The following is a 22,228-nucleotide window of genomic DNA, read 5'->3' as shown; positions in this document are numbered from 1 at the left end:
ATGACGGGAAAGCGGCATCCTTTGGTCCTTGTGGCGCTGCTGATGGTCACGGCGGGGCTTCCGCTTCGCGCTGGTGATAGCGAGGCAGCGCCTTCGGTACCTCTGATCGAGGCAACGGCGGCGGGCGATGCCGGCGAGGTCCGGCGCTTACTCGACGCCGGCACGGCAGTCGATGTTCGCGACGAGTCGGCGGCGACTGCGCTGATCTACGCTGCTGCGCGTGGGCACGATGATGTCGCGCGGCTGCTGCTCGCGCGCGGTGCCGATGCTTCGTTGCAGGATGCGCAGGAATACAACGCCATGGACTACGCGATGGAGCGTGGACGCCATGGCGTGCTGCTGGCGCTGCTCGAACATCGCGTCGCCCGCGCCGATGCCACCGGTGAGCGCACGGCCCGACTGTTGCTCGCCAGTGCGCGTGGTGATCTTGCGGCGGTCGCGGATGTGTTGGCTGACAAGGTCGCCGCCGATGCCGGCGCCGCGCACGGCTACACCGCGCTGGCCATGGCCGCGCGCTGGAATCATGGTGAAGTCGTCGCGAAGTTGCTTGCTGCCGGTGCCGATCCGAACCAGGCAACGCAATCGCGCTATCGCACCGTGCCGCTGATGGAGGCCTCGCGCGATGGTCGGGTGGCGATCGCGGATCAGCTGATCGCTGCGGGCGCCGACGTGAATCGCGGCGACCGCTACGGCGATCACGCCCTGAACTGGGCCTGCTATTTCGGCCATGCCGATTTCGTCGCATTGATGTTGCGTCACGGCGCCGATTTGACCCGTACCGGCCAGACCGACGACCAGCCGCTCGAAATTGCGCTGCGCGAGAAGCACGCAGCAGTGGTGGAGTTGCTGCGCGCCGCCGGCGCCGTCGCGCGTCCCGGCAAGGGCGGCGGCGCGCCATGATCGAGGTCGTGCACGACCCGCAGGACGAGTGTTTCGTAGCCACCGTGGATGGGCTCGATTGCCGCGTGCGCTATCACATCGACGGGCCGGTGCTGCAGGTGCTGGCGACGTTCGTGCCGCCGGTGCTCGAAGGGCAGGGGATCGCCGCGGCACTGACGCGGGCGGTAATCGAACATGCGCGCGAGCGCGGGCTGCGCGTCGATCCGCGGTGTTCCTACACCGCCGCCTACCTGCGCCGGCACCCGCAGTGAGCGCGGGCTTCAGCGGATGTCGAAGCCGGGATTTTCGTCGAGGCTGCCGTCGGACTTGAGCACCGCGAATTTCTTGCGGGCGGAATCGAACACGACCGGAATCGGCGTCTTGGACGGCGGGCGACGCACGAACTTGAGTTCCCAGCCGTACCGCTCGAGTCCGCGCAGGGACATGATCTGGTCTTCGTTGAGGTCGCGTTCCATGGCACGCAGCGGCCTGGGCATGTCGAGACGCCGTTCCAGACTCATCGAGGATCCCCCGTGGCTCGTGGCCCGATTGTTACCCCAGTGCCATGCAAGTTCAATGCCGCGACTGCAACCAGGCTGCCGCCGCGGAGCCGGCGACGTGGCCGCTGGCGAAGCAGGCGGTGAGCAGGTAACCGCCGGTGGGTGCTTCCCAGTCGATCATTTCGCCGGCGCAGAACACGCCGGGCAGGCGCTTCAGCATCAGTCCCGCGTCGAGTTCGGCGAAGCGCACGCCGCCGGCGCTGCTGATCGCTTCCGCCAGTGGTCGTGGTCGCAGCAGTTCGATGCCGGCATCCTTGATCGTTGCCGCCAGTCGTTGCGGATCATGCCAATCGGCGCGCGGCAGCAGTTCGAACACCAGCGCCGACTTGGCGGCGTCGATGCCGGTCTGGCGACGTAGATGCTCGCCGATGCTGCGGCTGCCACGTTCGCGCGCCAGCGCCGCGGTCAGCCAATCGCGGCTGCGACCGGGCAGCAGATCGAGGTGCAACCGCGCCGAACCGTGCGCACGAATGCGCTCGCGGATCGCCGCCGAGAGTGCATAGACCAGGCTGCCCTCGAGTCCGTAGGCGCTGAGCACGCATTCGCCGCTGCGCACGCTGTCGCCAGGGTCCAGCCAGGCGGCGATGCGCTTGAGCGGGGCGCCGGCATGGCGGCTGCGCAGCACCTCCGACCAATTCGCTTCGAAGCCGCAGTTGGCCGGTTCCAGCGTGGCCACGTCGATGCCCACCGCGCGCAGCAGATCGACCCAGCGGCCGTCGCTGCCGAGCGCCGGCCAGGAACCGCCGCCGAGCGCGAGGATGCTGGCCTCGGCCCGAACCGACACGTTGCCCGCGGGCGTTGCGAACTGCAGCGTCTGATCGGCGTCCCAGCCGAGGAAGCGATGATGCATGTGCATGCGCACGCCCTGCGCGCGCAGCCGCCGCACCCAGCCGCGCAGCAACGGCGCCGCCTTGAGATCGTGCGGGAACACGCGGCCGGAGCTGCCGACGAAGGTCTCGACGCCGAGTCCGCGCGCGAACTCGCGCAGGGCATCGGCATCGAACTGCCGCAGCCAGCCGCGCACTTCCGCCTCACGGCCGCGGTAACGCGAGACGAAAGTCTCGAACTCGTCGCTGTGGGTCAGGTTCAGCCCGCCCTTGCCGGCGAGCAGGAACTTGCGCCCGACCGAACCCATGGCATCGAACAGATCCACTTCGATCCCAGCCATGACCGCCCGCTCCGCCGCCATCAACCCGGCAGGGCCGCCGCCGAGGATGGCCAATCGACTTTCTTCGATGCGGGAAGTCATGTGGGTCAAAACGAGGTCGGCGACTGGATGCCGAGATCACGGCAGATCTTGCGCACGAGGTGGTTATCGATTTCGGCGTGCCGTGGCACCGCCGACCGGGCCTTCGATGCTGGCTGATGCCACCAGGAATTACGCGCACCTTCCCGCAACATGCGACAACCGTGCTGGGTCAGGTGGCGCAGCAAGTCGAGCCGCTTCATACCGCGATCGGCAATTCCTCGAAGCCCCTGCCGGCTGCCGACCGCGCATCTTCACGGTTGAGCGCGATGGCCTCGGTCAGGGTGACACGGAGCGATTCGATCAGCGCTTCGCGCGTTGGCTCCTGACAGTTCACGCCGGGGACCTCCTCGATCCAGCCGATCCAGGCGTCGGCCTGCTGCTTGATCACTGCGGTGTAGGTGGCGTGCATGCTCGGACTCCGGTCGCGGTCGGACACAGTGTACTCAACTCCCCCGAAACACCGCTTCGCGGCGCTCGATGAATGCGCGCATGGCTTCGGCGAAGTCTTCGGACTGCATCAGCAGGCCGTTCTGGATCGCGGCGTCGCGGTTCACGCGCGTCACTTCAGCGTCGATGCGCGCGTTGAGCGTGCGCTTGATCGCGGCCACCACCATGGGCGGATTCGCGGCCAGGCGCGCGGCCAGGCGCAGCGATTCGCGTGTGAGCGCGTCGGAGTCCTCGACCAGATGCGTGACCAGCCCGATGCGCAGCGCGGTCTCGGCGTCGATGTCGTCGCCGAGCAGGGCCAGTTCGCGCGTCCATGCCTCGCCGATCAGATGCGGCAGTCGCGACAGGCCGCCGAGATCGGGCACCAGCCCGACGCGCACTTCGCGCAAGGCAAACTTCGCCGACTTGGTGGCGATGCGCAGGTCACAGGCGGCGATCAATTCAATGCCCGCGCCGATGCACCAGCCGTCGATCGCCGCGACCACCGGCAGGCGACTCGACGCCAGCGCCGCAAAGCCGCTGTGCATGCGCTCGGCCAGGGCCGGAACCTCGACGCGGCCACGCGCACCGTCGTTCAGCAGCGCGCCGATCTCGGCGGCCATCGACGGCAGGTCGAGCCCGTAGGAAAAGTGTTCGCCGGAACCGCGCACGATCAGCGCGCGGATATCGGCCGCGGCATCCACCGCCGCAACCGCTGCCGGCAGTTCGCGCCAGAAATCGGGGCCGAGCGCATTGCCGCGGCCGTGGCCGAGCAGGCGCAGCTCGGCCACGGGCGAATGCACGGCATCGAGCTTCAGCGAGCGATGGTCGGTGAGCATGGCCGCTTCCTCAGAACGAACGACGCGGTTTGCCCTTGGGCACGAAGCCGCCGGACTTGCGGATCGGTGCGCGCGGCGGCACGCCGTCGACGCGCGAGATGCGCATCGGCTGGCCAGCCACGCGTACGCGCTTGAGGTGCTCCATCACGTCGTCGGGCATACCTTCGGGCAGGTCGAGATAAGTGTGATCCTCGCGGATGTCGATGCGGCCGATGAACTTGCTGTCGAGGTCGATCTCGTTGGCGACCGCGCCGACGATGTTGCCTGGTTTGACGCCGTGTTCGTGGCCTACCTCGATGCGGAAGGTCTCCATGCCGACTTCGGGCTCGCCGCGCACGCGCGGCTCGCGTGGGCGATCCATGTCGGGTGCCGAGCGTTCCGCGAACTCGCGCTGCGGACGCTCGCCGCGTGGCGCAGGCGCGGCCTGCTCGCCGGCGGCGTACTCGCGGCGCGGACGATCCTCGGCGGCATGCTCGCGCACCGGTTTGCGCTCGGCGAACTCGCGTCGAGGCCGTTCACTGAACGGTGTGCGCTCGCTGCGTTGCGGACGTTCCGGGCGTTCGCCGCGCTCCTGGTATTCGCGCGCCGGCGGTGGATCGAAGGCGTCGAGCAGCAGCGGCTTTCCGCCCTGGTACAAGCGCGCCAGCGCAGCGGCGATCTCGATCGCCGGAACGTTCTTCTCGGTCTCGAACGACTCCACGATCTTCTGGAACGAGGCCAGGTCTGGCGCGGACAACGCTTCGACGATCTTCTCCTTGAAGCGCTCGATGCGGCGGTCGTTGACCGCGGCCACGGTCGGGAGGTTCATCTGCGTGATCGGCTGGCGCGTGGCACGCTCGATCGCGCGCAGCATGCCGCGCTCGCGCGGCGTCACGAACAGGATCGCCTCGCCGGTGCGCCCCGCGCGCCCGGTGCGGCCGATACGGTGCACGTAGCTTTCGGTGTCGTAGGGGATGTCGAAATTGAACACGTGGCTGATGCGATCGACGTCGAGCCCGCGCGCGGCGACGTCGGTCGCGACCAGGATGTCGATGTCACCACCCTTGAGCTTCTGGATGGTCTTCTCGCGCGCCGCCTGCTGCATGTCGCCGTTGATCGCCGCCGCGCGGAAGCCGCGCGCCTCGAGCTTCTCGGCGAGTTCCTCGGTGGAGACCTTGGTGCGCGCGAACACGATCATCGCGTCGAACACCTCGGTTTCCAGGATGCGGGTGAGCGCGTCGAGCTTGTGCAGGCCACTGACCAGCCAGTAGCGCTGGCGGGTGTTGATCGTGGTCGCCGTGGCCGCAGCGATCTTGATTTCGGCCGGGTCTTTCAGATGGGTGCGGGCGATGCGCCGGATCGACTCCGGCATGGTCGCCGAGAACAGCGCGATCTGGCGCGTGGCCGGGGTCTTCTGCAGGATTTTCTCGACGTCGTCGATGAAGCCCATGCGCAGCATCTCGTCGGCCTCGTCGAGCACCAGGTGGCGCAGCTGCGACAGGTCGAGCGTGCCCTTGTCGATGTGGTCGATGATGCGCCCCGGCGTTCCGATCACCACGTGCACGCCGCGGCGCAGCGCCGACAGCTGGGCGCCGTAGCCGCTGCCGCCGTAGATCGGCGCGACGTGGAATCCGGGGATGTGATGCGCGTACTTCTGGAACGCCTCGGCAACCTGGATCGCCAGTTCGCGCGTCGGCGCCAGCACCAGCGCCTGCGGCGCACGTGCCAGCGGCTGCAGGCGCGCCAGGATCGGCAATGCGAACGCGGCGGTCTTGCCGGTGCCAGTCTGCGCCTGACCCAGCAGGTCGCGACCTTCGAGCAGCGGCGGGATGGTGGCGGCCTGAATCGGCGAGGGCGATTCGTAGCCGACGTCGGCGAGCGCCTTCAGCAGGGAATCGGGCAGGCCAAGGTCGGCAAAGGAGGAAGCGACGGGCACGGGCGCGTCAGACATGGGAGTTCCCGGAAAGCGACGCACAACGCGTACCCGCACAAACTAGCGGAAGCCCGTGGAGCTGACCAGTCGCGATGGGGTTTTGTGGGTCCGAATTTATTCGGACGCTCTTCGCGATGGGCTTGGCAGAGAAGCGTCCGAACAAATTCGGACCCACGAAAGAGGCGATGCGATCGCCCAACCCGATCGTCGGCTCGGCCGCTGCGCGGCTTGAGCCGACCTACTTCAACCCGCGCCGCACCAACAGCGGTTCGATCACCGGGTCGCGGCCGCGGAACCGACGACGACTCAACCACTCCTCGCCAGACGCTGCAACTCGCCCTGGCTGTGCACGCCGAGTTTCAGGAACAGGCTCTTGATCTGCGAGCGGATGGTTTCGACCGCGAGTCCGCTGTGCGCGGCAATCTCGCGCGTGCACTGGCCGCGCAGCAGGTCGAGGCAAACCTCTTGTTCGCGCAGTGACAGCGCGTTTGCGCGCGTCCAGCGCTCGACCATGCGCCGTTGCTGGCGTTCCGGAAAGCTCACGTGCAACAAGTGGCTGTGCTGCGTGCAGCCTGGGCTGCTGTCGTCGATCAACGGCGTCAGCGTCCATTGACAAGCCTCGCCACCGAGCAGGAACGAAGCGCTGCGCGCGGCCAGGTCGTGACTGCGGGCGGGTGGTTGCAGCAACGCAAGCAGCGCGCGCTGCGCGTCGGCTTCGCGGCAGATCAGCCGGCTGGCGAACAGGCGCACGTGGCGCTGGCCGAGCAGCCACGTCTCCGCTGCCGGGTTGGCGATCTCGACGCGGCCGGTCGCGTCGATCAGGAGCAGTGGCTCGGGCACGCTGTCGAATGCACGCGACAGCAGTCGCTCGCGCAACCGCTGCCGTTCGAGTTCGAAGCGCGTGCGCAACGCCGCGCCGAAGTGCGGGTTCAGCGCCGCGAGCAGGTTCTTCACCGCGCTCGGGTATGGCCCGAACCGGCGTGCGCGCGGGAAGGCGATGTGGCCATAGCGTTCTTCGTCGATCGCGAACAGGCTGCCCGTGGTGTGCATCAGATCGGCGTGCGGGCGCCAGAAGTCCTGGTAGTACTCGGTGCGACGAAACTCGTGGACGCTGACCATGTCCTCGAACAAGGCCGGCGTGCCGACTCCGATGCCGGCACGCGCGGCATAGCCCTGCCAAGGTTCCAGTCGGTGGAAGTAGGCGGCGTAATCGCGCTGCGCGGCTTCGGGCAGACCGTGGGTGGTGAACAGCTGCGGCGCTGATCCGTCGTGCGGATGCGCGAGCACCACCGACCACTCGGCACCGATGCTGGCGCCGATCCGTCGCAACAGTTCCCGCAGCGACTGCTCCTCGACCACCGAGCGATACAGCAACGGCAACCAAGCCGAGACCAGGCTCGGCACATCCAGCCCGCTGCCGCTCTTGCGCATGCTTGGACCCCTTTTTCCGCAGGCCAGGATCACCCGAGCGCACGCTACCGCGTTCCCCCGGAAGGGTGAAGACAGGAGCGGGGCATGCGGGCATGCTCCGCGTGTCCGTGGCTGCGCGGTTCGGGCCGCGCGTGGTTGGGTGGCAGGGGAACATCATGCAAGAGCGAGGCGGTATGCGTGCAGCGGCGCTGTGTGGTTGGCTGATCGTGCTCAGCGCGGGGCCGATTGCGGCGCGTGCCGGCGAACTGTCCGCGCCCATTCGACCGACGACCCTCAGCCCCAGTTCGATCGCCACCGGGGAACAGCACTCCTGCACCCTGGCCGCTGCTGGTGCAGTCAAGTGCTGGGGCAACAACGGCAACGGCCAACTCGGCAATGGCACGACCACGAACAGCAATACCGCGGTCGATGTCACTGGCCTGAGCAACGCCATCGGGCTGGCGACTGGTTACTCCCACACCTGCGCTTTGTTGAGCGACGGCACGGTGCGCTGCTGGGGGCACAACGGTCATGGCCAACTCGGCGATGGCTCGACCACCAGCAGCAGCGCGGCGGTGGCGGTTTCCGGGATCAGCGGCGCGACGGCTCTGGCGGCGGGCGCCTTCCACACTTGCGCCCTGGTGGCCGGCGGCCTCGTGCAGTGCTGGGGACGCAACTCTGAAGGCCAGCTCGGCGATGGCACGACCACGCAAGCCAGCACGCCAGTCGCTGTCTCCGGCCTCAGCGGCGCGTCGGCGCTCGCGGCCGGCGGCTACCACGCCTGCGCGGCGGGTGGCGCCGGTGTGCAATGCTGGGGTTACAACAGCGACGGCCAACTCGGCAACGGCACGACTGTGAGCAGCAGCATCGCGGTTGCGGTTGGCGGTGCCAGCGGTGCGACATCGCTGGCGGCGGGTTTCTTCCATGTCTGCGCGCTGATGCCCGGCGGCGCGATCAAGTGCTGGGGCCGCAACGCCGAAGGACAACTCGGCAACGGCGCATTCTCGAACAGCACCACAGCCGTCGATGTTTCCGCGATCAGCGGAGCGGTGGCGTTGGCGTCCGGGTTCCATCACACCTGTGCGGTCATGGCGAGTGCCGCGCTCAAGTGCTGGGGGTACAACGCCCAAGGTCAGCTCGGCAACGGCACCACGATCGTCAGCAACACCGCGGTCGATGTCATCGGCATCGGCAACGTCGCAGTACTCGCGGCCGGCGGCTACCACACTTGTGCGCTGTTGGCGGATGGCGCGGTTCGGTGCTGGGGTCGCAACAACATCGGGCAGCTCGGCACCGGCCGGATCAATTCCAGTGCCGTCCCGTGGGATGTTGACGACATCAACAGCGCAACCACACTGGCCGCGGGGATCTACCACACCTGCGCGACGCTGGCTGGCGGTGCCGTCCAGTGTTGGGGGCTCGACGATTACGGCCAGTTGGGCAACGGCACGACCGCGAGCAGCGGCACACCCGCCAGCGCCAGCGGGATCGGCGGTGCGCCGGTGGCGGCGGCCGGGGGCCATCTCTCGTGCACGGCGGTGAGCCTCGGTGCGGTGCGGTGTTGGGGCTACAACGGCGTCGGTAAACTCGGTAACAGCACAACTACGAGCACCAATGTTCCGGTGGCGGTCACGGGTGTCAGTGGCGCCATCGCGCTGGCGGGAGGCGAGCAACATGTTTGTGCGCTGATGACTGGTGGCGCGCTCCAGTGTTGGGGTTACAACGGCAGCGGTCAGCTCGGCAATGGCACCGCGGTGAACAGCAGCATTGCGATCGCGGTCAGCGGCATCAGTGACGCGACAGCAGTGGCTTCGGGCTCCTACCACAGCTGCGCCGTGGTGACCGGCGGCGCGGTTCGTTGCTGGGGCCACAATGGATACGGGCAGCTCGGTGATGGATCGACCACGACCAGCGCCACGGCGGTGCAAGTCAGCGGAATCAGCGGCGCAACCGCGCTGGCGGCGGGACAGCAACACACCTGCGCTTTGGTGGCCGGAGGCGCGGTGCGGTGTTGGGGCGGCAATGGCTACGGCCAACTCGGTAACGGCACCTTCAGCAACAGCAGCGTTCCGGTTCCGGTCACCGGCATCAGTGGGGCCACCGCACTCGCGGCGGGGGCCTACCACACGTGCGCAGTCGTGGCGGGCGGTGGTGTTCGCTGCTGGGGCAACAATTTCAGCGGCCAGCTCGGCGACGGCACCACCACGACCACCAGCTTCGCGGTCGCTGTGGCCAGTCTCGGCGGCGCGACGTTATTGACTGCAGGCCTGAGCCATACCTGCGCGCTGCTGACTGGCGGTTCGGTCAAGTGCTGGGGCGACAACTACAACAATCAGCTTGGCGCCGGAGGTCGCGACAGCTACTACGCTCTGCCGCAGCGAGCCCTTGGTTCCCCCTTCCTCTCAACTTACGCGGTGACCTACACCGCCGGAGCCAACGGCAGCCTCAGCGGCTCGGCTTCGCAGACGGTACTGCATGGCGGCGACGCCTCCGCCGTCGCCGCCGTTGCCGACTCCGGTTACCACTTCGCGCAGTGGAGCGATGGTTCGACCGCCAATCCGCGCACGGACAGCACCGTGACCGGGCCGATCAACGTATCCGCGCAGTTCGCGAACGACGCGCCGGTGATCGCGTCGATCGCGGCGCAATCGGTGTTGGAGGATTCCGGTGTCGCGAGCGTGACCATCAACGTCTCCGACCTGGAATCTGCCGCGGCCACGTTGGCCGTCACCGCTGCATCCGGCGATACCGGGGTCTTGCCGCATCCATCGGTCGCGACCGGCTCGACCGATGGCGAGCGCGTCGTATCCTTCGCGCCGCTGGCGCAGCAGAACGGGGTCGTCACCGTGACACTGACGATCACCGACCCGATCGGCGCGAGTTCGCAGCGGACGTTCCAGCTGACGGTGACCGCAGTGAACGACCCGCCGCTGCTGACGCTCGGCAGCGTCGCGACGCACCCCGCTGCAACCAGCGGCGCGCAGAGCGTGGCGGGCTTCGCCAGCGTCGATTTCGGTCCGCCGGACGAAGACAGCGCGCAGGCGGTCGATGATTTTCTGATCGACAATGTCAACGATCCCGATGGCGTGCTCGCCGGCGGTAGTGTCGATCTCGCCAACAACGGCACGCTCGGCTACACGCTGAGCGGTGTCGGCGGCAGCGCCACGATCGGCCTGCGTGTGCGCGACACGGGTGGAACCGCGAATGGCGGCGCCGACACTTCGGGCACGCAGCAGTTCACGATCGCGGTCGCGCCCGGCGCTGATCTGCAAGTCGCCAAGGACAACCACCGCGTCGGTCTGCTCGATGGCGAGACCATCACCTATGCCATCGTCGTCGCCAACGCCGGGCCGAATGCCGTCGCCGGCGCCACGCTCACCGATCCCCTGCCCAGCGCGCTGATCGGCGGCGCCTGGCAGTGCATGCCGGCAAGTTCCACGGCCACCTGCCCGGTGCCCGCAAGCGGCAGCGGGAATCTGAGTACACCGATCAACCTCGGCGTCGGCCAATACCTGCGCCTCGATGTGGTCGCCGAGGTCGATGGCAGCGTCGGTGCGTTTGTAACCAACAGCGCCAGCGTGACCTTGCCCATCGGCATCAGCGCACTCGACACCGCCAACGACACGGCGACGGACCAGGACCCGATCGTCCCGATCGGCTTGTTCCTCGATGGCTTTGAAACCGCAACGCCACCGCCGACGGTGCCGGGGGCGGTGCAGGCGCTGCGCCACTGACTGGCAGCGGTGTCGCAGGAGCGCACCCTCTCTCCCGGCCGCTCTCCCGCGAGGGGAGATGGGTCGGCGAGATGGTGATGCGGCGCTGAACAGTCGGACCGCGCTTGGTGGGTCCGAATTTATTCGGACGCTCTTCGCGATGGGCTTGGCGGAGAAGCGTCTGAATAAATTCGGACCCACGAAGGAGGCGATGCGGTCGCCCAACCCGATCGTCGGCTCCGCCGCTGCGCGGCTTGAGCCGACCTACTTCAACCCACGTCGAACCAGCAGCGGCTCGATCACCGGGTCGCGGCCGCGGAAGTCGCGGAACAGCTGCATGGCGTCCACCGAGCCACCCTTGGACAGCAGGGTGTTGCGGAAGTGATCGCCGTTCTCGCGCTTGAGGCCGCCGTGTTCCTTGAACCACTCGACGCTGTCGGCGTCGAGCACTTCCGACCACAGGTAGGCGTAGTAGCCGGCGGCGTAACCGCCCGAGAAGATGTGGCTGAAGTAGGTGCTGCGATAGCGCGGCGGCACCGGCGCGAAGTCGAGTCCGATCTGCTTCAGCGTCGTCTGCTCGAAGGCGATCGCGTCAGTCGGCACCTGCTCGGGCTTGAGCTGGTGCCAGGCCTGGTCGAGCATCGCCGCACCCAGATACTCGGTGGTGGCGAAGCCCTGGTTGAAGGTGCCGGTGGCGAGCACCTTGTCGAGCAGTTCCTTGGGCATCGCTTCGCCGGTCTCATGATGCTTCGCGTAGTTCGCGAGCACGGTCGGGTCGGTCATCCACATCTCGTTGACCTGCGACGGATACTCGACGAAGTCGCGCGGCACGCTGGTGCCGGAGAAGCGCGGATAGCGCACGTTCGAGAACATGCCGTGCAACACGTGGCCGAATTCGTGGAAGGTGGTGTTGACCTCGTCGTAGCTCATCAGCGTCGGCTCGCCCTTGGGCGGTTCCGGTACGTTCAGGTGCAAGGCCACCACCGGCTTCGTGCCGAGCAGGGTGTTCTGCGCGACGTAGTCGGTCATCCACGCGCCACCGCGCTTGGAGCTGCGCGCGTACATGTCGGTGACCAGGAGCGCGAGCTTGCTGCCATCGCTGTCGAACACATCGAAGATGCGCACGGTCGGGTGGTACTTCGGCAGGTCCTTGCGTTCCTTGAACGAGAGACCGTAGAGCTTGCTCGCGGCGAAGAACACGCCGTTTTCGAGCACCGAATCGACCTCGAAATAGGGACGCAGCTGGTTCTGGTCGAAGGCGTACTTCTCGGCGCGCACCTTCTCGGTGTAGTAGGACCAGTCGGCCGCACCGAGCCGGAATCCGCCTTCGCCGGCGCCGATCAGCTTCTGGATCTCGCCCGCCTCGCGGCGCGCGTTGGCGACCGCCGCCGGGGCCAGTTCGCGCATCATCTTGTTGACTGCGGCCGGTGTCTTGGCGGTCTCGTCTTCGAGCACGTAACTTGCGAAATCGGCGTAGCCGAGCAACTGCGCGCGATCGGCGCGCAGTTTCGCGAGGCGCAAGGCGATACCGCGATTGTCGAACTTGCCGTCGGTGGCGCAGCGCTGTTCCGAGGCCTGCTGCAGCTTCGCGCGCAGATCGCGGTTCACCAGCGCGGCGGTGGCCGGCTGGCCGCTGGTGTTCATCAGCGCGATCAAATAGCCCTTGTCCTTGCCTGCCGCCTTGGCGGCAGCTTCGGCAGCGGCGATGGCGTTGTCGCCGAGTCCGTCGAGCTGCTTGCGTTCCTCCACATACACGCCCGAGGCATTGGTCGCATCGAGCACGTTCTGGGTGAACTGCGTCTGCAGCGTCGCGATTTCGGCATTGAGCTTCTTGAGCTTGTCCTGATCGGCGCCCTTGACCAGCGCGCCGGCGCGCACGAAGTCGGTATGGTAACGATCGAGCAGGCGCAGCGACTCGGCATCCAGCCCGAGCGACTCGCGCTTCGCGTGCAGCGTCTGCACGCGTGCGAACAGCGCCGGGTTCAGCAGAATCGCATCGAGATGCGCGGCCAGCTTCGGCGCCACCGTCGCGCGCACCTGGTTCATCGTGTCGTTGGTGACGGTGCCGCTGAGATTGAAGAACACCGTGGTCGCGCGATTGAACAACTGGCCGCTGCGCTCCATCGCGACGATGGTGTTGTCGAAGCTCGGCGCGTCCTTGCTGGCCGCGATTGCGGCGACTTCGGCCAACTGCTCGCGCATGCCCTGTTCGATCGCCGGCAGGTAGTGCTCGTCGCGCAGGCGGTCGAACTGCGGGAACTGGAACTCGAGCGGGCTCGCTTGCAGCAGCGGGTTGGCAGTGGCGGTTTGCGACATCGGGCGGTCGGCTTCAGCGTGGGCGAGTGGGGCAAGGCCGCAAACAATGGCGACGGCGAGCAGGATACGGGAGGGCATGGTGGGTTCCGGTGTCGATCGGGGACCCACACCCTAAGTCACCCGATGTGCAGACGCCGCAGGCAAAGGTCACTCGGGCCGGCGCTTCGCCCCGGCGTGGGCACGCTTCGTCCAACCGGGAGGCGGCGCGACGGCTTCCCGCCGTGCGCAAGAAGGAATAGGCTCGGCGCACCCTCTGCGCCAACCACAGGAGAACGTCATGCGCTGCCACCCGCACCGTTTCGCATTCCGCAGTTCGAGCTTTGCCGTTGCCGTTGCCGCGGCGTTGATGGTCGGCAGTGTGGGCGCCCAGGACGTGCCGAAGCCCGAGTCCGAGGACGACGCCGCGCAACTGGATGTCGTCACCGTGACTGCGCAGCGACGCGTCGAGGATGTGAACGAGGTGCCGATCGCGGTCACCACCCTCGCCGACGAGAAACTCGACGTGATCGGTTCCGGCGGTGACGATATCCGTGTGCTGTCCGGTCGGCTGCCGAGCCTGAACATCGAGTCGAGCTTCGGTCGCGCTTTTCCGCGCTTCTACATCCGCGGTCTCGGCAATACCGACTTTGATCTCAACGCATCGCAGCCGGTATCGCTGATCTACGACGACATCGTGCAGGAGAACCCGCTGCTCAAGGGCTTCCCGATGTTCGATCTGGACAGCGTGGAAATGTTGCGTGGGCCCCAGGGCACGCTGTTCGGCCGCAATACGCCCGCGGGCGTGCTGAAGTTCCAGTCGCGACGCCCGGACCAGGAACACGACGGCTATGCCCAGGTCAGCTACGGGCAAATGGGCAATGCGAACTTCGAGGGCGCGGTCGGTGGCGGCCTGAACGATGCCTGGTCGATGCGCGCTTCGGCGCTGTACCAGCGCCGCGACGACTGGGTCGACAACACCCACAGCACCGGCGGCGATGACCTGGAGGGGTACAAGGAGTTTGCAGCGCGCGTGCAGCTGCTGTACGCGCCATCGGACGACAGCGAGGCCTTGTTCAACATCCACCTGCGGTCGCTCGATGGCACGGCACGCTTGTTCCGCGCCAACATCATCCAGCATGGCAGTAATGACTTCGTGCCTGGGTTTGATCGCGACAGCATCGCGATCGACGGCGACAATCACCAGGAACTGGATACCTGGGGAACCAATGCGCGCCTGCGCTTCGATCTCGGCCGCGTCACGCTGTTCTCGGTGACCGGCTATGAAAGCGCCGAGAGTTTCAGCCGTGGCGACATCGACGGCGGCTTCGGTGCCGTGTTCGCGCCACCCTCCGGACCGGGCTTCATCCCCTTCCCGGCGGAATCGGCCGACGGCCTGCCGGAGCATCGCCAGCTCTCTCAGGAGTTCCGCTTCGAATCCAACGACTGGGGCGACTTCGACTGGCAGGCCGGCGTGTTCTGGTTCGACGAGTCGATCAGCATCGACAGTTTCAGCTACGACACGCTCGCCGGCGGCACCCAGAACGGCTACGCGCGCCAGGAGCAGGACAACACTGCCTGGGCGCTGTTCGCATCCGGCGAATACCAGGCCAGCGACGCGCTCACCCTGCGCGCCGGCCTGCGCTACACGCGCGACGAGAAGGACTTCGTTGCGTTCCGCACGCAGTCGCCATTCGGCGCACCGGACATCGGGCCGCTGACCGCGAATCCGTCCGATTCCGATGTGAGCTGGGATCTCAGCGCGGTGTACGCGCTGGGCGACGAGGTGAATCTGTACGGACGCGTGGCGCGCGGTTTCCGCGCCCCCAGCATCCAGGGCCGCATCGTGTTCGGCGACGTGATCTCGGTGGCGAACTCGGAGACCTCGCTGTCCTATGAAGTCGGCATCAAGGCCGACCTGTTCGATCGCCGCGCGCGCCTCGGTTTCGCGGTGTTCGACTACACCGTGGACGACCTGCAGCTGACCGCGGTCGGCGGTGCGGCGAACTTCAATACCCTGATCAATGCCAGGGAAGCCGACGGACAAGGCTTCGAACTGGATCTCGAGGCCCTGCTCACCGACCGTCTGAGCGTCACCGTCGGCGCCAGCTACAACGACACCGAGATCAACGACCCTGGCCTCGGTATCCAGGCCTGCGGCGGCGGCTGCACGGTGCTCGATCCGGCCGGCAGCGTCGCGGGCACGGTATCGATCGATGGCAACCGTCTTCCGCAGGCGCCGGAGTGGGTCGGCAACCTGACCGCGCGCTACGGCATTCCGATGGGCGAGGGGGCCGAGTGGTTCGTCTTCACCGACTGGGCCTATCGCGACGAGGTCAATTTCTTCCTGTACGAGTCCGCCGAGTTCCATGGCGACGCGTTGCTCGAGGGTGGCCTGCGCGTTGGCTACAACTGGGACTACGGCAATCGCGAGATCGCGCTGTTCGGTCGCAACATCACCGACGCCGAGGAACTCGTCGGCGGCATCGACTTCAACAACCTGACCGGCTTCGTCAACGAGCCGCGGCTGTGGGGCGTGGAGTTCACCGCGCGGTTCTGAGGCTGGGCAGATAGGGCGTTCGAATGAATTCGAACCCACCAGAGCAGGGTCCGCTGCATTTGTGGGTCCGAATTCATTCGGATCTGAGGCTGGGCAGATAGGGCGTTCGAATGAACCCACCCAGAGCAGGGTCCGCTGCATTTGTGGGTCCGAATTCATTCGGATCTGAGGCTGGGCAGATAGGGCGTTCGAATGAATTCGAACCCACCAGAGCAGGGTCCGCTGCATTTGTGGGTCCGAATTCATTCGGATCTGAGGCTGGGCAGATAGGGCGTTCGAATGAATTCGAACCCACCAGAGCAGGGTCCGCTGCACTTGTGGGTCCGAATTCATTCGGACGCTGCACTGCACTTGTGGGTCCGAATTCATTCGGACGCTCCTCTACCTGTCACTTCTCCACAAACGCACGCTCGAAAACGTATTCGCCGGCGCTGCCGATACGTGGCGCTGCGTGGAAGCCGCGGGCGTCGAGGATGCGGCGGAAGTCGGCGAGCATCTGCGGGCTGCCGCAGATCATCGCGCGGTCTTGCGCCGGGTCGAGCGGTTCGAGACCGAGGTGGTGCTGCACGCTGCCGTCGTCGAGCAAGGTGGTGATGCGGCCGTGGTGCTGGAAGGCTTCACGGCTGACCGCGGGGTAATAGAGGAAACGGTCGCGCACCAGGTCACCGAGGAACTCGTGACGCGGCATCTCGCGCTCCAGATAGTCGCGGTAGGCGAGGTCTTCGAGGTTGCGCACCCCGTGCATCAGGATCACCCGCTGGTAGCGCTCGTAGGTCTCCGGGTCCTGGATGATGGCGAGGAACGGCGCCAGCCCGGTGCCGGTCGCGAGCAAGTAGAGATTTCGGCCCGGGTGCACGTCGCTGACCAGCAGCGTGCCGGTCGGCTTGCGCGACAGCAACAACTCGTCGCCGGGTCGAATGTGTTGCAGGCGCGAGGTCAGCGGACCGTTCTGGACCTTGATCGAGAAGAACTCGAGGTGCTCCTCCCAGTTCGGGCTGGCGATCGAGTAGGCGCGCATCAGCGGCTTGCCCTCGACCATCAGCCCGATCATCACGAACTGGCCATTGTCGAAGCGGAAGCCATCGTCGCGGGTGACGGTGAAACTGAAGTAGGCGTCGGTCCAGTGACGCACGTCGAGCACGCGCTCGCTGATGAAAGCTGAAGACATTCGCAGGCTTCGCGGCGGGCGCCGCGCAAAGGAGACTGGCGCGCATTCTACGGGATGCGCGCAGCACCAGTTTGACTGCAGTCAACGCGGATGTGGCGTAGCGCTGGCGTCGAGCGCTGCGCACAGCAGCTTGGCGTAGAGCCGCTCCTCGGCGTTGGTCGGAGCCGCAAGTCCCATGCGCGCGAGCGCGGCTTCGTGCTCCGGCAGCCGGCGCGCGCGCAGCAGCGCGTGGCCAATTGCGCCGATGCGGCCGATGCGGGTAGCGGTCTCCGCCTTGAGTTGGCGCAGTGCCGGGATCAGCTGCAGTTCGGTGGTGTCGAAGTCGGCGCCGAACGGCCACTTCGGCAATTCGGAAAGCGCGCCGGTGGCGCGCAGGCGCTGGTACAGCCCTTGCGGCGTGTTGGCGCGGATGGCGTCGGGGAGCACGTAGTCGCGCGCCAGCTTGCCTGCGGCCTTGGCCCGGTTCGCCAGTTCTTCGACGAAGCGTGCGTCGCAGATCGCGAGCATGCGCTGGATGCACTCCTCGTCAGTGGCACCCCTCAGATCAGCGATGCCGTACTCGGTGATGACCAGATCGCGCAGATGTCGTGGAATGGTGACGTGGCCGTAGTTCCAGACGATGTTCGACTGGGTGCCGTGGGCGTTGTCGCGGGTGGCGCGCAGGGTCAGCGCCGAGCGCCCGTTGGGAATCTCCTGCGCCATCGCGACGAAGTTGTACTGGCCGCCGACGCCGCTGACCAGTTGTCCATCGGCCAGGCCATCGGAAACCGCCGCACCGAACACGGTCGCCATCATGCAGGTGTTGAAGAAGCGCGGCTGGTGGCGCTGCGCGATGTCGAGTGCCTCGCGCCCGCCATAGAGCTGATTGATGTGCGCGACCCGGGTCATGCACAGGCCGTCGTAGTCCGCGCCGTCGAGCGCGCCGAGCCATTCCTGCAGCAGGCGTGTACCGAGCCAGAACGCGCCATGCAGGTAGCGGCCGCCGCGCAGGTGTTTGCCCTGCACATGCTCGATCAGCATGCGCCTGGCACCGCGGTCGGCAAGGTCGGCGCCGCTGCGCATGCCGTCCGGCCAGCGCAGTTCGCCATCGACCAGGTCCACGCGCGCATCGACCAGACCGAATTTCTGCAGCCAGTCGAGCGAGGGCCGGTCGAGTTGCATGGCCACCAGTCCGGCCTCGATGCAGCGGTCGATGGTGGAGGCATCGGCGGCTTCGGCGATGGCACCGCTGTTCAGCAGTCGCTGCAGGCCCAGGTCATCGAACACATGGCGGCGCAGGATGCCGGCGCGGCGCAGATGCATGAATCCGTCCATCACCATTTCGCTGGCGCCGTAGAGGCCGCGTTCGAACTTCGCGGTTTCGTAGGGTAGGCGTTCGCTGCGCTGTGCGCCAAGTGCGCGCACGCTGCGGTCGAAGGCGGCCGGGTCGCGGTCGCGCCAGAGCAGAGCGTGCACGATCGCATCCGACAACGCGCCAATGCCGATCTGCAGGGTGCCGCCGTCCTTGACGATGCTCGCCGCGTGCAGGCCGATCGCGTGCTCGCTCGGCAGCACCGGCTCGCGCGGCAGCGCGAACAGCCGGTGCGATTCGCCCGGGTCCTCGACCAGCAGGTCGGCGAAATCGAGACCCACCTCGGCGTCGTTGCCGAGGAAGGGCAGCTGCGGATGCACCACGGCGACGACGTAGGGCCGCGCCTGGCCGTTCGCGGCCATGCGCTCGAGCAGTTCCAGGGTGACATCGGGGTTGCACGACAGGCTGAGCCGATCGCCGCGGCGCGCGACCATCTGCAGCAGCAGGGTCGGGCCGCGCGCGGCCATGTCGCGCGCGACATGGGTGTAGTTGATCGAGGCGTAGTGGCGCTGTGCGGCTTCGACACCGAGCCAGGCACCGGACTGGAAGTAGAACTCGTGCACGCTGACGTTCGCCGGTGCTCGCCCGGCGCGCAGATCGAGCACGTAGTCGAGATCGGGGTAGTCGGGCCCGAAGTGGCGCTCAATGAACGGCTGCGCGAAGCGCGCCTCCAGCCCCGGCTTCGGCTGCGGCCGCGCCAGCGACAGTGCGGTGAACAGCTGCAGCGAACGACTGGTGTCGTCGCGCACCGCGCGATAGACGGCGTTGAGCAAGCGATTGGGCTTGCCGAGCCCGAGCGGAGCGGCCACGACGATGTGCTGCGGGCAACGTTCGAGGATACGCGCGAGCGCGCTGGCGGTGTCGTGGACGAGGTCGGGTCGGGTCATGGCAGGTTCCGTTGTCGCCCGAATCCTAGCGCCGCCGCGGTACCTGCGACTGACCGCGGTCAATCCGGATCGCGGCGACTGAGCTCGACGAAGGTGGCGCCACCGAAGCGCAGCGTTGACAGCGCCAGGTGCACTTCGCGCAGGAACAGGGCCAGCGCCGCGATCATCGAACCCATCGCGGCGATGAACAGCAGCGCCACCGGCACCGAAGCATCGAAGGCGAAGAAGGCGCCGATAAACATCAGCGCGATCACCGCGGCGATCAGCAATGCGGTCAGCGTGCACAGCGCGATCGACCAGCTGACCACGCGGCCACGCTGCGCGATCACGCGCAACTCGGCGCGCGCGCGGCGGCCAATGTGCCCTTCGGCTTGCGCGATCGGCTCCAGGTCACGCGCCCGATCGACGATGCGTGCGAGGCGATTGGTGATCACCGCCAGCAGCGCGGCCACGCCCGAGAGCAGGAACACCGGCGCCACCGCGAGCTGGATGGCATGGGCGATGCCGGGCGTGCCGAGGTTGGGAATCATGGGGTTGTTCCGAAGGGCGAGACCGGGGTGCGCGGGACCTCGCTTGAGTTGCTCACCCGCGTTTCCAGTGCCTGCATCAGTGCCAGCACGCGCGACTCCTGCCAGGGCGGGGCGGCCAGTTGCACGGCGACCGGCAGGCCGCTGGCGTCGCGTTCGCACAGTTGTGCGGCGTGGGTGGCACGATCGCGCGTGGTGGCGCGGCCGAGGGCTTCGTCGGCACGGATGCGCGTCACCGGCACGATGCCGGCCGGCCAGCCGAGCACGTTCCACAGCGAGGAGTAGGTGCCGGCCACGCCGAGATCCGAGGCCTGGCCGTGTCGGTACGGCGGGGTGCCGAAAGCGGGCATCAGCACGGCGTCGAAACCGGCGGCCTGCAACTGCGCATGGAAGCGTTGCTCGAACTGCTGGCGGCGGATCACGTTGCGCCAGTAGTGGTCGGTGTCGCCGTGGCCGAAGCAGGCCAGCATCTCGGCAGCATTGATCTGCCCGAAGATGCGCAGCAACGCAGCGACGGCGAGGTTGAACACGCGTCCGCGCGAGGCGAAGAACTTGAGCCGGGCGATGCGTCGATCCACCGGCGAGCCTTCGAGCTGGCGGCGGATCTCGGCACCGCGGTCGCTCGACAGCAGGTGATAGAACAACTCCTGCGCCTCGATCAACGGTGGCGGCGTCCACGCCTCGACGAACACGCCCTGCGTGCGCAGATGGTCGGCGGCTTCGCGCAGCGCGCGTCGACCGGCGGCGTGCACCGGAAACACGCCATCGTTTTCGATCATCGCCACGCGCAGCGCGCCGAGTTCGATCTGACGCGGATCGGCGAGAGGCGACAGCGGCGCGCTGCTGCGGTGGGCATCGAACTCGCCCAACACGACGCGCGTGCCGAGTTCGATGTCGGCGGTACAGCGGGCGAGCACGCCGGCCTGGGAGATGATGGCGCGCTGACCGGCGGAAAAGCCAAGTCCGCAGGCGTCGTTGCTGCGGCCGTTGCCCGGCTTCAGTCCGAAAATGCCGCAGAACGCGGCCGGCACGCGAATGCTGCCGCCGATGTCGGTGCCGAGCCCGAGCGGCGAACCACCGGCGGCGACCAGCGCGCCTTCGCCGCCGGTCGAGCCGCCGCAGGCGCGTTCCGCATGCCAGGGATTGCGCGTCAGCCCGTACAGCGGATTCTCGGTTTCGACGAAAGCCATCAGTTGCGGCACATTGGTCTTGCCGAGCACGATCGCGCCGGCTGCGCGCAGACGTGCGACATGCGGATCATCGACGGTGTCGATCATGTCCTTGCGCGGCAGCAGACCGCCGGTGGCGGCGGTGCCGGCGACGGCGAGGCATTCCTTGATGCTGATCGGCAGCCCGTGCAAGGGCCCGAGCGCATCGCCGCGCGCGCGTCGGGCGTCGGCGGCATCGGCCTCACGTCGCGCCTGATCGAAACATCGCACGACCAGCGCGTTGATCGCCGGATTCACCGCCTCGATGCGCGCGATCTGCGCCTCCACCGACTCGCGCGCCGACACTTCCCCGCGCGCCAGGCGTCGGCACCATTCCGTTGCGGTCAATTGCCAGAGTGCGGTCATGGTGGACGGCGTCGCCTCGCTGCACGGTCCTCGCCAAGCGAGGGGACGCCGGCGAGCATAACCGAGGCGCTTGCCAACGCCGCCCCTGGGCGCAAGCATTGGCCGGCGTTCCGCATCCGTATTCTGGAGAACCCATGATCCGTCGTATCGTGCCCGCCGTCGTGCTGCTCGCGTTTCTCGCCGCCTGCGCCGCCACCCGTGAGGCAGCGCCGGCCCGCGCATCGCTCGACGAATTGCTCGGACATCTGAACGGTGATTTTTCCAGCCGCGCACAGGCCGAGCGCGACCACGCCTACTTCGAGGTGCTGCTGTCGATGCGCCCGATCTGGAGCGAGCGCAGCGACGGACCCTGGCTCTATGTCGAACAGGCAATCGCCGGCAGCGAAGACAAGCCGTATCGCCAGCGCATCTATCACCTGCGCGCCGAGGCCGACAGCGTCGTCAGCGAGGTCTATGAACTGCCGGGCGATGCGCTGCGCTTCGTCGGCGCGCAGCGCGACCCCGCAAAGCTGGCTTCGCTCGATCCCGCGCAACTGCTGCCGCGCATCGGCTGCGAGCTGCGCCTGCAGCGCCACGACGATGGCAGCTACGTCGGCCGCACCGGTGAGCGCAGCTGCTCGAGTGACCTGCGTGGTGCCAGCTACGCCACCTCGGAAGCCGTCATCGTCGCTGATCGATTCCACTCCTGGGACCGCGGCTTCGACGCCACCGGCAAACAAGTCTGGGGCGCCGCCGCCGGACCCTACGAATTCGTGAAGCAACAGCGCTGATGCGGCTCCGGTCGAGCTTCGGGGCGGGGCGGACCGAAGCGTTTGACGTGGAGCCCAACGTGCCAAACTTCGAAGTGCTGGAATTGCAGGCTCGCATCGCCCAAAATCCTG

General features: G+C 67.3%; 17 protein-coding genes. 5 read left to right on the top strand and 12 right to left on the bottom strand.

Annotation, left to right across the window (positions count from 1 at the left end):
• Together IPG63_16555 and IPG63_16550 are read left to right on the top strand one after the other, a co-directional pair.
• Nucleotides 1–900 carry an ankyrin repeat domain-containing protein gene (locus tag IPG63_16555; protein ID MBK6728804.1) on the top strand — a complete coding sequence of 300 codons (900 nt, stop codon included), beginning with the start codon at nucleotides 1–3 and terminating at the stop codon, nucleotides 898–900.
• On the top strand, nucleotides 897–1,151 hold the full coding sequence (locus tag IPG63_16550; protein ID MBK6728803.1) for an N-acetyltransferase: 255 nt from the start codon (nucleotides 897–899) through the stop codon (nucleotides 1,149–1,151). Before IPG63_16555 ends, IPG63_16550 begins: the two co-directional genes overlap by 4 nt.
• 9 nt (nucleotides 1,152–1,160) lie before the next feature.
• Here IPG63_16550 and IPG63_16545 read toward each other — a convergent pair whose 3' ends face one another.
• From IPG63_16545 to IPG63_16515, 7 genes are all read right to left on the bottom strand, one after another.
• Nucleotides 1,161–1,400, bottom strand: coding sequence for a hypothetical protein (locus IPG63_16545; protein MBK6728802.1), 240 nt, complete (start codon nucleotides 1,398–1,400; stop codon nucleotides 1,161–1,163).
• Nucleotides 1,401–1,452: 52 nt separating this feature from the next.
• Nucleotides 1,453–2,688, bottom strand: a complete 1,236-nt coding sequence (locus IPG63_16540) for a TIGR03862 family flavoprotein (protein ID MBK6728801.1) — start codon at nucleotides 2,686–2,688, stop codon at nucleotides 1,453–1,455.
• Between the two features lie 5 nt (nucleotides 2,689–2,693).
• Nucleotides 2,694–2,888: an addiction module toxin, HicA family gene (locus IPG63_16535; GenBank protein ID MBK6728800.1), complete on the bottom strand. Its 195-nt coding sequence runs from the start codon at nucleotides 2,886–2,888 to the stop codon at nucleotides 2,694–2,696.
• Nucleotides 2,885–3,097 (bottom strand): type II toxin-antitoxin system HicB family antitoxin, encoded by a 213-nt coding sequence (locus tag IPG63_16530; protein ID MBK6728799.1) that lies wholly within the window; start codon nucleotides 3,095–3,097, stop codon nucleotides 2,885–2,887. Before IPG63_16530 ends, IPG63_16535 begins: the two co-directional genes overlap by 4 nt.
• Before the next feature lie 34 nt (nucleotides 3,098–3,131).
• The gene (locus IPG63_16525; GenBank protein ID MBK6728798.1) at nucleotides 3,132–3,953 is read right to left on the bottom strand and encodes an enoyl-CoA hydratase/isomerase family protein; all 822 of its coding nucleotides are present in this window, start codon (nucleotides 3,951–3,953) and stop codon (nucleotides 3,132–3,134) included.
• 10 nt (nucleotides 3,954–3,963) lie between these two features.
• Entirely contained in the window at nucleotides 3,964–5,883 is a 1,920-nt protein-coding gene (locus IPG63_16520; protein MBK6728797.1) for a DEAD/DEAH box helicase, read from the bottom strand.
• Nucleotides 5,884–6,171: 288 nt separating this feature from the next.
• Nucleotides 6,172–7,296, bottom strand: a complete 1,125-nt coding sequence (locus IPG63_16515; GenBank protein MBK6728796.1) for a hypothetical protein — start codon at nucleotides 7,294–7,296, stop codon at nucleotides 6,172–6,174.
• 155 nt (nucleotides 7,297–7,451) lie between these two features.
• On the opposite strand from IPG63_16515, the gene IPG63_16510 reads away from it, so the two are divergent.
• The gene (locus IPG63_16510; GenBank protein MBK6728795.1) at nucleotides 7,452–11,009 is read left to right on the top strand and encodes a DUF11 domain-containing protein; all 3,558 of its coding nucleotides are present in this window, start codon (nucleotides 7,452–7,454) and stop codon (nucleotides 11,007–11,009) included.
• Between the two features lie 243 nt (nucleotides 11,010–11,252).
• On the opposite strand, the gene IPG63_16505 is transcribed toward IPG63_16510, so the two are convergent.
• Nucleotides 11,253–13,382 (bottom strand): M3 family metallopeptidase, encoded by a 2,130-nt coding sequence (locus IPG63_16505; GenBank protein ID MBK6728794.1) that lies wholly within the window; start codon nucleotides 13,380–13,382, stop codon nucleotides 11,253–11,255.
• A gap of 268 nt (nucleotides 13,383–13,650) precedes the next feature.
• Here IPG63_16505 and IPG63_16500 point away from each other — a divergent pair, with 268 nt between their 5' ends.
• Nucleotides 13,651–15,840 carry a TonB-dependent receptor gene (locus IPG63_16500; GenBank protein ID MBK6728793.1) on the top strand — a complete coding sequence of 730 codons (2,190 nt, stop codon included), beginning with the start codon at nucleotides 13,651–13,653 and terminating at the stop codon, nucleotides 15,838–15,840.
• A 388-nt stretch (nucleotides 15,841–16,228) separates the two neighbouring features.
• Here IPG63_16500 and IPG63_16495 read toward each other — a convergent pair whose 3' ends face one another.
• From IPG63_16495 to IPG63_16480, 4 genes are all read right to left on the bottom strand, one after another.
• A complete protein-coding gene (locus IPG63_16495; GenBank protein MBK6728792.1) occupies nucleotides 16,229–17,008 on the bottom strand; it encodes a ferredoxin--NADP reductase in 780 nt (259 codons plus the stop codon).
• An 81-nt stretch (nucleotides 17,009–17,089) separates the two neighbouring features.
• Nucleotides 17,090–19,246 (bottom strand): acetyl-CoA hydrolase, encoded by a 2,157-nt coding sequence (locus tag IPG63_16490; protein MBK6728791.1) that lies wholly within the window; start codon nucleotides 19,244–19,246, stop codon nucleotides 17,090–17,092.
• Nucleotides 19,247–19,305: 59 nt separating this feature from the next.
• On the bottom strand, nucleotides 19,306–19,776 hold the full coding sequence (locus tag IPG63_16485; GenBank protein MBK6728790.1) for a DUF2721 domain-containing protein: 471 nt from the start codon (nucleotides 19,774–19,776) through the stop codon (nucleotides 19,306–19,308).
• Entirely contained in the window at nucleotides 19,773–21,347 is a 1,575-nt protein-coding gene (locus IPG63_16480) for an amidase (GenBank protein ID MBK6728789.1), read from the bottom strand. Before IPG63_16480 ends, IPG63_16485 begins: the two co-directional genes overlap by 4 nt.
• A 134-nt stretch (nucleotides 21,348–21,481) precedes the next feature.
• Here IPG63_16480 and IPG63_16475 point away from each other — a divergent pair, with 134 nt between their 5' ends.
• On the top strand, nucleotides 21,482–22,117 hold the full coding sequence (locus IPG63_16475) for a chromophore lyase CpcT/CpeT (GenBank protein MBK6728788.1): 636 nt from the start codon (nucleotides 21,482–21,484) through the stop codon (nucleotides 22,115–22,117).
• Nucleotides 22,118–22,228 lie beyond the last annotated feature (111 nt).

Source organism: Lysobacterales bacterium, assembly GCA_016703225.1.
Lineage (GTDB): Bacteria > Pseudomonadota > Gammaproteobacteria > Xanthomonadales > Ahniellaceae > JADKHK01.
The sequence above is the reverse complement of the archived record's forward strand: the minus strand, read 5'-3'. Positions and strand labels throughout refer to the sequence as shown.